General features: G+C 62.3%; 15 protein-coding genes. 11 read left to right on the top strand and 4 right to left on the bottom strand.

Annotated elements, in window-relative coordinates:
• The 10 genes from AC6GQJ_RS13900 to lpdA all read left to right on the top strand — a co-directional run bounded on the left by AC6GQJ_RS13900 (position 1) and on the right by lpdA (position 10368).
• Positions 1-234 (top strand): hypothetical protein, encoded by a 234-nt coding sequence (locus tag AC6GQJ_RS13900; protein WP_500769246.1) that lies wholly within the window; start codon positions 1-3, stop codon positions 232-234.
• Entirely contained in the window at positions 231-722 is a 492-nt protein-coding gene (locus AC6GQJ_RS13895) for a hypothetical protein (RefSeq protein ID WP_500769244.1), read from the top strand. Before AC6GQJ_RS13900 ends, AC6GQJ_RS13895 begins: the two co-directional genes overlap by 4 nt.
• Positions 719-1513 carry a class I SAM-dependent methyltransferase gene (locus AC6GQJ_RS13890; protein WP_500769242.1) on the top strand — a complete coding sequence of 265 codons (795 nt, stop codon included), beginning with the start codon at positions 719-721 and terminating at the stop codon, positions 1511-1513. Before AC6GQJ_RS13895 ends, AC6GQJ_RS13890 begins: the two co-directional genes overlap by 4 nt.
• A gap of 42 nt (positions 1514-1555) precedes the next feature.
• Positions 1556-2440 (top strand): succinate--CoA ligase subunit alpha, encoded by an 885-nt coding sequence (gene sucD / locus AC6GQJ_RS13885; protein WP_500769240.1) that lies wholly within the window; start codon positions 1556-1558, stop codon positions 2438-2440.
• Positions 2441-2856: 416 nt separating this feature from the next.
• Complete coding sequence (locus AC6GQJ_RS13880; RefSeq protein WP_500769238.1) at positions 2857-5820, top strand: 2-oxoglutarate dehydrogenase E1 component; 2964 nt, start codon at positions 2857-2859, stop codon at positions 5818-5820.
• Positions 5821-5823: 3 nt separating this feature from the next.
• Positions 5824-7386 carry a 2-oxoglutarate dehydrogenase complex dihydrolipoyllysine-residue succinyltransferase gene (gene odhB / locus AC6GQJ_RS13875; RefSeq protein WP_500769236.1) on the top strand — a complete coding sequence of 521 codons (1563 nt, stop codon included), beginning with the start codon at positions 5824-5826 and terminating at the stop codon, positions 7384-7386.
• Positions 7387-7582: 196 nt separating this feature from the next.
• A complete protein-coding gene (locus AC6GQJ_RS13870; RefSeq protein ID WP_500769234.1) occupies positions 7583-7975 on the top strand; it encodes an MAPEG family protein in 393 nt (130 codons plus the stop codon).
• Positions 7972-8517 (top strand): hypothetical protein, encoded by a 546-nt coding sequence (locus AC6GQJ_RS13865; RefSeq protein WP_500769232.1) that lies wholly within the window; start codon positions 7972-7974, stop codon positions 8515-8517. The genes AC6GQJ_RS13870 and AC6GQJ_RS13865 overlap by 4 nt, the downstream gene beginning before the upstream one ends.
• On the top strand, positions 8514-8903 hold the full coding sequence (locus tag AC6GQJ_RS13860) for an MAPEG family protein (protein ID WP_500769230.1): 390 nt from the start codon (positions 8514-8516) through the stop codon (positions 8901-8903). The genes AC6GQJ_RS13865 and AC6GQJ_RS13860 overlap by 4 nt, the downstream gene beginning before the upstream one ends.
• 76 nt (positions 8904-8979) lie before the next feature.
• Positions 8980-10368 (top strand): dihydrolipoyl dehydrogenase, encoded by a 1389-nt coding sequence (gene lpdA / locus AC6GQJ_RS13855; protein WP_500769228.1) that lies wholly within the window; start codon positions 8980-8982, stop codon positions 10366-10368.
• 113 nt (positions 10369-10481) lie between these two features.
• On the opposite strand, the gene AC6GQJ_RS13850 is transcribed toward lpdA, so the two are convergent.
• The 4 genes from AC6GQJ_RS13850 to AC6GQJ_RS13835 are packed head-to-tail and all read right to left on the bottom strand — an operon-like array spanning position 10482 to position 13378.
• A complete protein-coding gene (locus tag AC6GQJ_RS13850) occupies positions 10482-11084 on the bottom strand; it encodes a pyridoxamine 5'-phosphate oxidase family protein (protein WP_500769226.1) in 603 nt (200 codons plus the stop codon).
• On the bottom strand, positions 11068-11802 hold the full coding sequence (locus AC6GQJ_RS13845; protein ID WP_500769224.1) for a lysophospholipid acyltransferase family protein: 735 nt from the start codon (positions 11800-11802) through the stop codon (positions 11068-11070). Before AC6GQJ_RS13845 ends, AC6GQJ_RS13850 begins: the two co-directional genes overlap by 17 nt.
• Complete coding sequence (locus AC6GQJ_RS13840) at positions 11799-12704, bottom strand: cell division protein FtsX (RefSeq protein ID WP_500769222.1); 906 nt, start codon at positions 12702-12704, stop codon at positions 11799-11801. Before AC6GQJ_RS13840 ends, AC6GQJ_RS13845 begins: the two co-directional genes overlap by 4 nt.
• Complete coding sequence (locus AC6GQJ_RS13835) at positions 12701-13378, bottom strand: cell division ATP-binding protein FtsE (protein ID WP_500769220.1); 678 nt, start codon at positions 13376-13378, stop codon at positions 12701-12703. The genes AC6GQJ_RS13840 and AC6GQJ_RS13835 overlap by 4 nt, the downstream gene beginning before the upstream one ends.
• 143 nt (positions 13379-13521) lie before the next feature.
• On the opposite strand from AC6GQJ_RS13835, the gene AC6GQJ_RS13830 reads away from it, so the two are divergent.
• Positions 13522-14337, top strand: coding sequence for a zinc-ribbon domain-containing protein (locus AC6GQJ_RS13830; protein WP_500769218.1), 816 nt, complete (start codon positions 13522-13524; stop codon positions 14335-14337).
• Positions 14338-14356: the final 19 nt, after the last annotated feature.

The following is a 14356-nucleotide window of genomic DNA, read 5'->3' as shown; positions in this document are numbered from 1 at the left end:
ATGCGGCTGTTTGCAGTTCTTTTGGTGCTGGTGACTGCCATGGCAGGATGCAACGACGTGCCCGCAGGCACGGCCCAAGCATCGCCCGGGCTGCCCCCGATCGGGCTGGCGGCGACTGCCCGCTGGCTCGCGGATCGCGAGGCACATGTACCACGCCGCCCCCGTGCCAGCGAAATTCCGACAGAAGATCTGTGCGATATCGTTGACGATTGCGTTGCGCAGGTGGCCCGATGAGAGGCGCAGTAGTCATAGCTGTGGCCGCCTGCGCCGTCGCGTTCAGCGCCCCAAGCGCACGCACGCATCCGGCAATCGACGCGTTCACTGCCTACTGCTTCAAGGCAGGGCAAACCGCCGCGCAGGCCCGCACGAACATGCAAGGCATTGCGGGCGATCCCCTGCCTTTTACCCTGACCTTCTGGGACAAAACGCTGGAACCGGCACCCGCCGCGCCCGCCCATGCCGAACGCCGATGCGAGGTCCGCTTTGAGGGCGATCACGCCGATGCCGCCGTGGCGCAGGTGCAGGCCAAGATGGCCATGCCGCCGGTCTTTGGCACCTCGATCCCGCTGACCCCGCCCTATGCGGCTGTCGACGGCACCGCCTATCTGGATGCACGCGAATTGCTACGCGGACGCGTTGCCGTGGTGCACATCAAAACCGCCAGCAATCAGACCGTGATCACCGTCGATCGCCTGCCCGCAGGCAAGGGGTTGCAACCATGAGCGACCTGCGCCCCTGCCCTGCCTGCGACAACCACGCGGCCACCCAAAGCGCCGCCTACAGCCGTGGTGAATGGCACATCGCGACCTGCGACGGCTGCGATCTGACTTATCTGCGCAACCCCGTGACCTATGAGGCGCTGGAAGAAGACTTTGCGTGGGAAAAAACCTACGAAGAGAAAAAGATCAAATCCGGCGGCTCTACCGTGCTGAGCCCGATGATCCGCAAATTGCGCGCAAAACTGCGCCTGACCCACAAAGGCAATCAGGCGCAGATGGGGGCGTGGTTCAACAATGGTCACGTGCTGGATATCGGCTGTGGCAACCTGATGAACGTGCCCGAACCGATGGTGCCCTATGGCATCGAACTCAGCCGTGCGTTGCACGCCTATGCCGATCCGCAGATGCGGGCGCGGGGCGGGTATTGCGTGCATGGTGCGGGCGCCGAGGCGATCTGGGAATTCGACGCCGAGATGTTTGACGGCGTCATCATGCATTCCTACCTCGAACACGAAGTGGACCTGATGGGTGTTCTCAGGGGCATTCACCGCGCACTGAAACCCGGCGGCGCGGTTTTTGTCCGCGTGCCGAATTTCGGGTCCATCAACCGCCACGTGGTCGGACGCAAATGGTGCGGCTTCCGCTATCCCGACCACGTCACCTATTTCACCTTGCCCACGCTGCGTGCCACTGCGGAACGCGCGGGCTTTATCACGCAACTGGTCAACCGCATCGGTTTGCCCATTGACGACAACATCAAGGCGCTGCTGCGCAAGCCGCGTATCGCCGCATGACACACCCCGAATGCCAAAAATACCCTCAAGGAGACGCCCCAAATGGCCGTACTGATTGACGAAAACACAAAGGTAATCTGCCAAGGCCTCACCGGCTCCCAAGGCACGTTCCACACAGAACAGGCCATCGCCTATGGCACCAAGATGGTTGGCGGCGTCACTCCCGGTAAGGGCGGCATGACCCATCTGGACCTGCCGGTCTACAACTCGGTGCACGAAGCCATGGCCATGACCGAGGCGAACGCGTCGGTGATCTATGTTCCGCCCCCCTTCGCTGCGGATTCCATCCTCGAAGCGATTGACGCGGAAATGCCGCTGATCGTGTGTATCACCGAAGGCATCCCAGTTCTGGACATGATGAAAGTGCAGCGCGCGCTGGAGGGGTCCAAATCCCGCCTGATCGGCCCCAACTGCCCCGGCGTCATCACACCCGACGCGTGCAAGATCGGCATCATGCCCGGTCACATCCACAAGCGCGGTTCGTGCGGTGTTGTGTCCCGTTCCGGCACGCTGACCTATGAGGCGGTTAAGCAAACGACTGATCTGGGCATCGGCCAGTCCTCGGCTGTGGGCATCGGCGGCGACCCGATCAAAGGCACCGAACATATCGACGTCTTGGAAATGTTCCTTGCCGACCCTGAAACCGAAAGCATCATCATGATCGGTGAAATCGGCGGCAGCGCCGAAGAAGACGCCGCACAATTCCTCGCGGACGAGAAGAAAGCGGGCCGCTGGAAGCCGACCGCTGGCTTCATCGCCGGTCGCACGGCCCCTCCCGGACGCCGCATGGGCCACGCGGGCGCAATCGTTGCCGGTGGCAAAGGCGGTGCCGAGGACAAGATCGAAGCCATGCGCGCCGCTGGCATCGTGGTCGCCGACAGCCCAGCAACACTGGGCGAGGCCGTGATGGAAGCCATCAAAGGGTGAACCGTGGCCCGCGCATAAGCGCGGCGCTTGCGCCACTGGCGCAAGCGCGCTGCCAAAAGGCGGGGCATTCGGGCCTTGCCCGCGGGCTGCACTACCCATCTGCGAAAATTGCCCGCGCAACGGCAACTTTGTCCTTGCGCGGGCAGTGCCCCAAAGTGCTGAACAGCAACGCATTGAAACCAATGCAGACCTGTCACGTTGGTCCCCTTCAAGGCGGACCAACCGCGCAAACCAAAGGGCACAACAGCCACACCCGTGATGTCATAGTACCACGCCCCATATATGACCGCGTCGATCCTATGGTCGCGCAAGCCAGTTGCATGAATGAAAACGCACAAATCGAACCGCAGGAACCATCTTGGTTTCAATGGCTCCGGGGCCACGTCCCGGCCCGAGCAATCTGCTGAGGTAACGCAATGACCGACCAATCCCCCAACGACCAGTTCCATGCCTCGTCTTTTATGCAGGGGCACAATGCCGAGTACCTCGAACAGATGTATGCACGCTATGCCAACGACCCTGCTGCGGTTGATGAGGCATGGCAGGCGTTCTTTCAGGCGATGGGCGACGACGAAATGTCGGTCAAACGCGAGGCCGAGGGGCCAAGCTGGGCACGCAGCGACTGGCCCCCGATGCCCGGCGACGACCTGACACAGGCGCTGACCGGCGAATGGGCCGCCCCTGCCGAAGTCAAAGGCGCAGGAGACAAGATTGCCGCCAAAGCGGCGGAAAAAGGTGTCGAGGTCAGCCACGAGCAGATCAAGCGCGCCGTTCTCGACAGCATCCGTGCGCTGATGATCATCCGTGCCTACCGCATACGTGGCCATCTGGTGGCCGACCTTGATCCGCTGGGCATGCGCGACCAGACCCCGCACCCCGAACTCGACCCGAAATCCTACGGCTTCACCGATGCCGACATGGACCGCCCGATCTTCATCGACAAGGTTCTGGGCCTCGATATCGCCACCATGCGCGAAATTCTGGACATCGTGAAACGCACCTATTGCGGCACATTCGCGCTGCAATACATGCACATTTCCGACCCTGAACAGGCCGGTTGGCTGAAGGAACGGATCGAAGGTCTGGGCAAGGAAATCCAGTTCTCCCGCGAGGGACGCCGCGCCATCCTTAATAAAATGGTCGAGGCCGAAGGGTTCGAGAAATTCCTGCACGTGAAATACATGGGCACCAAACGTTTTGGTCTGGATGGCGGTGAATCCCTGATCCCCGCGATGGAACAGATCATCAAGCGCGGCGGCAACCTTGGCGTGCGCGATATCGTCATCGGCATGCCCCACCGTGGCCGTTTGTCGGTGCTGGCCAATGTGATGATGAAACCCTACCGCGCGATCTTCAACGAATTTCAGGGTGGTTCGTTCAAGCCCGAAGATGTCGACGGATCGGGCGATGTGAAATACCACCTTGGTGCCTCGTCGGACCGCGAATTCGACGGCAACACCGTGCACCTCAGCCTGACGGCCAACCCCTCGCACCTTGAGGCGGTAAACCCCGTTGTACTGGGCAAGGTCCGCGCCAAACAGGACCAGAACAACGACCCCGAACGCACCAGCGTCATGCCCGTGCTGTTGCACGGCGATGCGGCCTTTGCCGGTCAGGGTGTTGTGGCCGAATGTTTCGCCCTGTCGGGCCTGCGCGGCCACCGCACTGGCGGCACCATGCATATCGTCGTGAACAACCAGATCGGGTTCACCACCGCGCCGCACTTCTCGCGCTCGTCCCCCTATCCGACGGACAACGCGCTGGTGGTCGAGGCGCCGATCTTCCACGTGAACGGTGACGATCCCGAGGCCGTCGTGCACGCTGCCAAAGTCGCGACCGAGTTCCGCCAGAAGTTCCACAAGGACGTGGTCATCGACATCTTCTGCTACCGCCGGTTTGGTCACAACGAGGGCGACGAGCCCATGTTCACCAACCCCGTGATGTACAAGAAGATCAAGAAACAGAAGACCACGCTGACCCTCTATACCGAGCGGTTGGTCAAGGACGGCCTGATCCCCGAGGGCGAGATCGAGGATATGAAAGCCGCCTTCCAAGCCAAAATGAACGAAGAGTTCGAGGCCGGCAAAGAATACCGCCCCAACAAAGCCGACTGGCTGGATGGCAAGTGGTCCCACCTCGATAAGATGAAGCAAAAGAAATACCAGCGCGGCAAGACGGCGATCAAGAAAGAGACCTTTGCCGAGGTCGGTCGCGCCTTGTCCACAGCACCCGAAGGGGTTGCGCTGCACAAGACAGTCGAACGGCTGCTGGATGCCAAAGCCAAGATGTTTGAAACGGGCGAAGGCATCGACTGGGCAACGGGCGAGGCGTTGGCCTTTGGCTCCCTGCTTACCGAAGGCTTCCCTGTGCGCCTTGCCGGACAGGATAGTACACGCGGCACGTTCAGCCAGCGCCATTCCGGCCTCGTCAACCAAGAGACCGAGGAACGCTACTATCCGCTCAACAACGTGCGCGCCGGTCAGGCACAGTACGAAGTGATCGATTCCATGCTGTCGGAATACGCGGTTCTGGGTTTCGAATACGGCTATTCCCTTGCCGAACCCAACGCCCTGACCCTGTGGGAAGCGCAGTTCGGTGACTTCGCCAACGGCGCGCAGATCATGTTCGACCAGTTCATCAGCTCGGGCGAAAGCAAATGGCTGCGTATGTCCGGCCTCGTCGTGCTGCTGCCACACGGCTACGAAGGGCAAGGGCCCGAACACTCGTCGGCACGTCTGGAACGGTTCCTGCAAATGTGCGGACAGGACAACTGGATCGTCGCCAACTGCACGACACCGGCCAACTACTTCCACATCCTGCGCCGCCAGATCCACCGCGACTTCCGCAAGCCGCTGATCCTGATGACGCCGAAATCGCTGCTGCGTCACAAGCTTGCCGTGTCCAAGGCAGAAGAGTTCACAACCGGCAGCAGCTTTCACCGCGTGCTGTGGGATGATGCCCAACAGGGGAATTCGGACACCACACTGGTCGCGGATGACAAGATCAAGCGCGTCGTCATGTGTTCGGGCAAGGTCTACTACGACCTTCTCGAAGAACGCGACGCCCGCGGCATCGACGACATCTATCTGATGCGCTTCGAACAGTTCTATCCCTTCCCCGCGCAATCAGCGGTCAAGGAACTGGAACGGTTCAAAGAGGCCGAAATGATCTGGTGTCAGGAAGAACCCAAGAACCAGGGCGGCTGGACCTTTATCGAACCGAACCTCGAATGGGTTCTGGGCCGTATCAAATCGAAACACACGCGCCCCCAATATGTGGGCCGCGCCACCTCGGCCTCGCCCGCGACGGGTCTGGCCAGCAACCACAAAGCACAACAAGCCGCTCTCGTTGACGAAGCGCTGACGATCAAAGGAAAGTAAGCCATGACAACCGAAGTCCGCGTACCCACACTGGGCGAAAGTGTTACCGAAGCCACCGTCGCCACATGGTTCAAAAAACCCGGTGAAACCATCGCCGTAGACGAAATGCTGTGCGAGCTGGAGACCGACAAGGTCACCGTCGAAGTGCCCAGCCCCGTGGCAGGCACACTTGACAGTATTGTCGCCGCCGAAGGCGAAACTGTTGGCGTCGACGCGCTGCTCGCGACCATCTCGGAAGGCGATGCAGGCTCTACATCCGCACCCAAGGGCCGCGAAGCCTCCGAAGATCCGAAGGCCGACGCCTCTGCCGCCCGCACCGCCAGTGATGATGCCGCCCCCGCTGGCGACAATGTCGACGTCATGGTGCCCACCTTGGGCGAATCCGTGACCGAGGCGACCGTCAGCACATGGTTCAAGGCCGTTGGCGACACGGTCGCGCAAGACGAAATGCTGTGCGAGCTTGAAACCGACAAAGTCTCGGTCGAGGTGCCAAGCCCCGCCGCTGGCGTCCTGTCCGAAATTATCGCCGCCGAAGGCAGCACCGTCGACGCATCCGCCAAACTTGCCGTGATCGCGCCGTCGGGTTCCGCCCCCGCCAAAACCTCGGGCGATGCCGAGCCGACCAGCGACTACCAGAACCCGCCCGCAGGCCAAGGCACCGCGCGCAGCGATGTTGAAGACGCCCCAGCCGCCAAGAAAGCGATGGCCGAGGCTGGCATCAGCCGCGATGCCGTCACCGGATCGGGCCGCGATGGCCGCGTGATGAAAGACGACGTGGCCCGCGCCGTCGCGGCTGCGGGGTCCGCCCCTGCTGCTGCTCCTGCCGCGGCCAGCGCGCCGCGTGCGCCAGTGGCTGCCGATGATGCCGCACGCGAGGAACGCGTGAAGATGACGCGCCTGCGCCAAACTATCGCGCGCCGCCTCAAGGACAGCCAGAACACCGCTGCCATGCTCACCACCTATAACGAGGTCGACATGACCGAGGTGATGGCCCTGCGCAACGAGTACAAAGACCTGTTCCTGAAAAAGCACGGCGTGAAACTGGGCTTTATGTCCTTCTTCACCAAGGCATGCTGCCACGCGCTGAAAGAAGTCCCCGAGGTCAACGCCGAGATTGACGGCACCGACATCGTCTACAAGAACTTCGTCCACATGGGCATCGCCGCAGGCACACCCACGGGCCTTGTGGTGCCGGTGATCCGAGATGCGGATTCCATGTCCTTTGCCGATATCGAAAAGGCGATTGCCGAAAAAGGCGCGCGCGCCCGCGATGGCAAACTCTCCATGGCCGAGATGCAGGGCGGTACTTTCACGATCTCCAACGGCGGCGTTTACGGCTCGCTCATGTCCTCGCCCATCCTGAACCCGCCACAGTCCGGCATCCTTGGCATGCACAAGATTCAGGACCGCCCGATGGCCATCAACGGTCAGGTCGTGATCCGTCCGATGATGTATCTGGCCCTGTCCTATGACCACCGGATCGTCGACGGCAAAGGCGCGGTGACCTTCCTTGTGCGCGTGAAAGAAGCGCTTGAGGATCCACGCCGCCTGCTGATGGATCTGTAATAAGTCGGCGGGCTACGGCCCGCCGACCACGACCCGCCCGACCGGCTGGCACCATCCCGCTAATAGCCAACGGGCCGACAAAAAATCACGGCGGTCCCGCGCCGCCGTGACACACAGCACCAAACGCGCAGGCGCATCGCGGCACAACCGTTTGCCCCCACCGCACACGGCATGGCAGCATCGATAGGATCGCACAGTGACCCCCGAACTCACCTACCTCACCTATGCCGTACTCCTGTTGATCGTACACATCCTTGTGCAGGCGACATTCTCGGACCTGTCCAAAGGCATCGGCTGGGCGCTAGGCCCACAGGATGAGGACCGCGGCCAGAACGTGATCGCGGGGCGTATCCAGCGCGCCTTGCGCAATTACCTCGAAACACTGCCCGCCTTCATCGCGCTTGCCCTGACCCTCGCCATCAGCGAATTGGGCAATGGCACATCTGCCTTTGGTGCGGCCCTGTGGTTCTGGGCGCGCGTGGCCTATGTGCCTGCCTATGCCTCCGGCGTGCCGCTGGTGCGCTCGGCCGCATTCGCCGCCTCCCTCGTGGGGCTCGTCCTGATGATCCTGCCGCTGCTTGGTGCGTGACACTCCGGTCTGCATATCAGCGCGCCATCGCCGCGCGCCGTGCCTTTCGCGTGCACGGCTACCCGACGCTGGCCGACGCCGGATTTGACGGCGACTATGTCTCGCCCATCCAGATGACATCCGGCAACCTCACCGGCCCGCTGCTGATGTCCAAAGACTGGCTCGACGCGCCCTCGGCCGACCAGCACCGTGACCAACTCAACCGCACAGGCTACCTGCCGGACGCGCCCTACAACCGCGTCATCGACCTTGCCCTCGACCTGCTGGGCCTCAAGCGCGCCGATATCTACATCACGCCGGTCTTCCACGCGCTTACCCCGAAACGCTCCAGCACCATTCCCGTCGCAGATGCCCGCGCCAGCTTTGACGCCGTCGGGCGGCACGAGTTGCTGGGCCGCCGCCCCGTCGCCCTCGGGCAGGACAGTGCCCGCGTTCTGCGCTATTTCAAAATCGACCACATCGAAGTACCCCACCCCTCGGCGCGCATCGGCAGCTATGCCAAACGCGCCGCCCTGATTGCACAAGGACTCCGCACCGCATGACACCTGAACTCACGGCCCTCACCCTCGCCGCACTGCTGCAAGTGGTCCAATTCGTCCTCTACTCTGTCACCGCCCAGAAACAGGTCGGTCCCAAGGCCGCTGTGTCGCCCCGAGACCGCAAGGTCGAACTCACCGGCACCGCAGGCCGCCTGCAACGCGCCCTCAACAACCACTTCGAAGGGCTGATCCTGTTCACGATTGCCTGCGTGGTGGTGACACTGGCGGGCAAATCCGGCACGTTCACCTCATCATGCGCCTACATCTACCTCATCGCACGGATCTTCTATGTCCCCGCCTACGCGTTCGGCTGGACCCCGTGGCGCTCTCTCATCTGGATGGTCGGGCTGTTCGCCACGGTCGCCATGCTGATCGCCGCGCTTCTGTGAACATCATTGTTCCGATAAATATGCACGGCACAGCGCCTGCACCCCAAACAAACGACAATTCAAAGGATCAGATCCAATGTCTTCTTACGACGTAATCATTATCGGCTCCGGCCCCGGCGGCTACGTCTGCGCCATTCGCTGCGCCCAACGCGGCCTGAAAACCGCCATCGTCGAAGGGCGCGAGACGCTGGGCGGCACCTGCCTGAACGTGGGCTGCATCCCCTCCAAGGCGCTTCTGCACGCCTCGCATATGCTGCACGAGGCGGAACACAACTTTGCTGCCATGGGCCTCAAAGGCAAAAGCCCCTCGGTCGACTGGAAACAGATGCAGTCCTACAAAGAGGACACAATCGGGCAGAACACCAAAGGTGTCGAATTCCTGATGAAGAAGAACAAGATCGACTGGCTCAAAGGCTGGGGCAGCATCCCCGAGGTCGGCAAGGTCAAGGTCGGTGACGAGGTGCACGAGGCCAAGACGATCATCATCGCCTCCGGCTCTGAACCCTCCAGCCTGCCGGGCGTGGAAGTGGACGAAAAAACCGTGGTGACCTCCACCGGCGCGCTGACCCTTGGCAAAGTGCCCAAGAAGATGGTCGTGATCGGTGCGGGCGTGATCGGCCTCGAACTCGGCTCAGTTTACAAACGTCTTGGTGCCGAGGTCGAAGTGATCGAATATCTCGACGCCATCACCCCCGGCATGGACGGTGAGGTCCAGCGCCAGTTCCAGAAACTGCTGACCAAGCAAGGGCTGACCTTCACCATGGGTGCCGCCGTGCAAAGCGTCGAGGCAGGCAAGAACAAGGCGACCGTCACCTATAAACTGCGCAGCGACAGCAGCGAACACAGCGTGGACGCGGATGTGGTACTGGTCGCGACGGGCCGCAAACCCTACACCGACGGTTTGGGGCTCGACGCCCTCGGGGTCGAGATGACCAAGCGCGGCCAGATCGCCGTTGATGCGCACTGGCAAACCAACGTGCCTGGCATCTATGCCATCGGTGACGTGATCGAGGGGCCGATGCTGGCCCACAAGGCCGAAGACGAAGGCATGGCGGTTGCCGACACCGTAGCGGGCAAACATGGCCACGTGAACTATGGCGTGATCCCCGGTGTGATCTACACCCACCCCGAAGTCGCCAATGTCGGTGCGACCGAGGAAACGCTGAAAGAGGAAGGCCGCAAATACAAGGTCGGCAAATTCAGCTTTATGGGCAACGGGCGCGCCAAGGCGAACTTCGCCGCCGACGGATTTGTGAAAATTCTGGCCGATGCCGACACGGACCGCATTCTGGGCGCGCATATCATCGGCCCCGCTGCGGGCGACCTGATTCACGAGGTTTGTGTCGCCATGGAATTCGGCGCCTCGGCCGAAGATCTGGCACTGACCTGCCACGCGCACCCGACCTATTCCGAGGCTGTGCGCGAGGCGGCACTGGCCTGCGGCCTTGGTCCGATCCACTCGTAAATCCGAAACTACCCAGCGGTTGCGCCCACGGGCGCAGCCGCATGCCATTCCATGTCGCGCAAGTGGCTAGTGCCCCGACCAGCCCTCACTAGGCCGCTCTGCCCGCAGAACTCTCACCACATCGTCTGTGCGGCGCGGGCATTCCATGCGGCGTCATACTCGGCTCCACCCTCATCCCCGCTTGAGGCTTCGGCAAGGATCTCTCCGGCAGTGGGCAGGCCCGCGCTGTCATCCCGCGACCACAGCCCCGCCCGCATCAGCGCACGCGCGCATTGGGTATAGACCTCGGCCACCGATATCACGATCACCGTCGCAGGGTGCCGCCCCTTTTGTTCGAACCGCGCGCACATCTCGGCATCAGCCGTCAGACGGGCGGTGCCATTGACCCGAACAACCGTGTTCGACCCGGGCACCATGAACATCAGCGACACGCGTCCATCCGTCACGATATTGCGCAAACTGTCGAGCCTCTGGTTCCCGCGCCAGTCCGGCATGGCCAGCGTCTTGGCATCCAACGTCATCACCACCGGACCGTCATCGCCCCGCGGGCTGCCGTCGGTGCCATCCGGCCCCACGGTGGTCAGAATCACAAAGCGCGAGGTCGCAATCCATTTCGCATAGAGCGGCGTCAGATGGTCCGTGACCTTGCGCAGCGACGCCGCGCCCGGTGTGCCATACAGCGCCTCAAGCGCGTCGATGTCAGTGATGAAGTCCATCTGGATCAAACCCTCCCTCAGCCATCAGTGCATCCGAGCGCGTCTCGACCACCTCTTCAAGATGGGCAAGAAAAGCGTCCCGCTCCATCCCCGGTGCAATGGCAGGCAAGAACTCAACGACCGCCAGACCCGGCTTGCGCCACATCCCCTTGCGCGGCCAGAACACGCCGACATTGGTTGCCACAGGCACGCAGGGCTGGCCAAGCTGTTCATACAGAACGCCGGTACCGACCTTGTAGGGCACCTTGACCCCCGGTGCGACGCGGGTGCCTTGGGAATAGATAATCAACTGACCCGGATCGGCGCGCCCCGCCTCGACGTCGCGCACCATCTTGGCGATGGCCGCGCCGCGTTTGCCGCGATCCACCGGCACACAGTCCAGACGCTTGGCATAGAACCCGATGATCGGGGTCCACAGGATGTCGCGTTTCATGATGAACTTGGCCTTGGGAAGGGCGGTAAAGATCATCATGATATCGAGAAAGGACTGGTGCTTGGCCGCGATCAGCACTTCGCCTTCCGGCACCTCGCCACGTACCTCGTGGCGCAGGCCAACCATCCAGCGCATCGTCCAGAACACCCAGCGGCTGTAGGTTTTGCAGCACAGCCGCGCGCCTTCGCGGGCAAACAGCGCATAGGGGAAAAAGACCAGACCGATGACCAGCATCATCACATACATCTGGATGATGAACAGGTAGGAACGGATATGTTGGATCATGACAATGCCCTTAATGCGCGGCCCGCTGCATAGGCCGTGGCCAGCAGCGCGACAAAGCCGCAAATGATCGGTAGGGCCAGCGGTACAAGCCAGCCCGCCCCCTGAAACCCGATGCCCGTCAGGAAACCCGGTGTGTCGCCGCCCGACGGCATCAGCCACACCGCGATCAGCCCGGCAATAACCCCGACCGACGATCCCAGCAGCGCGCGCAGCGTGAACCGCCGCACAAAGGCTTGCGCGATATAGCTGTCGGTCGCCCCCACAAGGCGCAGCACCGCCACCACCTGCGCATTCGCCGCAAGCGAGGCATTGGCCGCCAGCGTCACCATCGCCGCCACCGCCGCAAGGATCAGCAACGCCGCCCCCCAGCCCAGCAGGCGCAGCCGTTGCGCCGCCGACACGAGCGGCGCCCGCCAGCGGCTGTGATCATCCAGCACCGCACCAGGTACTTCGGCGGCAAGACGCAGCCGCAGGCCCGTCGCGTCAAAGCCCTGCGCGGTCGCCGTAATCTCGATCAGGCGTGGCACCGGCAAGGTATCAAGCGGCAAATCCTGACCGAACCACGGGGCCAGTAATTCCTGTTGTTCTTCATCGCTCAGCGCGCGGGCGCTTTCGATGCCTGCCGTCGTCTCAAGCAGTTGCAGCGCCGCCGCCGTCTGCTGGGCGCGTTGGTCCTGCGGGGCGACAATGCGGATGGTCGCGGTGCGTGCCAGTTCCTGCCCCCAGCGGTCAGCAAGGCGGCTGCTGGCCAAGGACAGCGCCAGCGCAAACACCGCAAGGAACGCCATTGCCGCCGACACGAACAATGTCAGTTGCGCGGTAAACCCTGATGGCGGCACAACGCGGTCCGCGTATCTGTCGCCGGTCAGAAGGGCGCGCAGGGTCGACAGGTCAAACTTCACAGATCCGCCCCCGCCAGCTGCACCCGACGGTTCGAAATGCGCAAAACGCGGGCCTGCACATGCGCCTTCGCCGCGCGGATCAGTCCCAAATCATGGGTCGCGATCAGCACGGTTTTGCCCATGCGGTTCAACTCGACCAGCAGGGTCAGCAGGCGCTGCGACATCTCCCAATCGATGTTGCCCGTTGGTTCGTCCGCCAGCACCACATCGGGCGACATGATGACCGCACGGGCAAGGGCCGCGCGCTGACGTTCACCGCCCGACAGTTCGGGCGGCAGGGCGTCGGCGCGGTTGGTCAAGCCAACCCATGCCAGCAGTTCGCGCAAATCGGGGCCTGCGGCCTCGGCATGGCGGCCCGACACGGTCAGCGGCAGCGCCACATTGTCCGTCACCGACAGATGGTCGAGGAATTTCACATCCTGATGCACCACACCGATCTTGCGCCGGATCAGCGCCACGTCATCGCGCTCAAGCGAGCGTACATCGGTCTGGAACAGGCGCACATAGCCCGCCGTCGGCATTAATGCGCCGTAACACAGCTTGAGAAGGGTCGTCTTGCCCGCCCCCGAAGGCCCTGTCAGGAAATGGAACGATCCCGGCGCGAGCTTGACGGAGATATCCGACAGCAGCTCGCCCCCGCCATAACTGTAGGCCACATTTTCCAGCTCGATCACGCTTGTCCCCGCTCAATCCACCTGTTGTGCCTCAGCATCATGCCTGTTTCAATTGTCGAACACGGCCAGCTTGTTGCAGTAATGACTTTTCTGAGTAACCACTACAACATATGGTAACGGTTAAGAAGAGAGCAGGACCATAGATGCGGCTGATTTGTCCAAATTGCGATGCCCAATACGAGGTTGTGGATGATGTAATCCCCAGCGATGGCCGCGATGTGCAATGTTCCAATTGCGGTCAGACATGGTTCCAGCATCACCCCGACAACATGCCCGCAGACGAGGAAGACGCCGACGCACCGGTTGCGGATGACGCACCTGCCGAAGACGAAGAGCGTGTGCCAACCCCTGCCGAGCCGCGCAAACGGGAACTCGACGCCTCGGTCGCGGATATCCTGCGCCAAGAGGCCGAGTTGGAAGCCAAGGCCCGCGCGCGCGCCAGTGACAATCTGGAAAGCCAGCCGGAACTGGGATTGCAAGACGGCGAAAGCGATGCGGACCGCCGCGCGCGGCAAGCCCGCGAACGCATGGCACGGTTGCGCGGCGAACCCTCGCCCAGCGAAACCCATGTGAGCGAAGCCGCCGCTACTGCGGCAGCCATCGGTTCGCGCCGCGATCTGCTGCCCGATATCGAGGAAATCAATTCTACCCTGCGCTCGACCAGCGACCGGCAGGCGGGAACGACCACCGAAATGGCCACCATGGACGGGGCCGCTACCACGGCCAACCAGCGCAGCCGCTCGGGCTTCCGGCGAGGGTTTTTCCTTGTGGTTCTTTTGGCGCTGGTGCTGGGCGCGATCTATGTCTTTGCGCCGCAAATCGCCCAAGCCGTGCCGCAGGTCGATCCGTATCTCAGCAGCTATGTTGCCTTTGTGGATGGCCTGCGCATGTGGCTTGATACGCAGGTGACGACGTTCCTGACATGGCTTGATGCCATGGCGTCCTCGCAAGAGGGCTAAGCTCCGCCTTCGCTTCGCC

Source organism: Tateyamaria sp. 7Alg 36 (assembly GCF_059882455.1).
The sequence above is the reverse complement of the archived record's forward strand: the minus strand, read 5'-3'. Positions and strand labels throughout refer to the sequence as shown.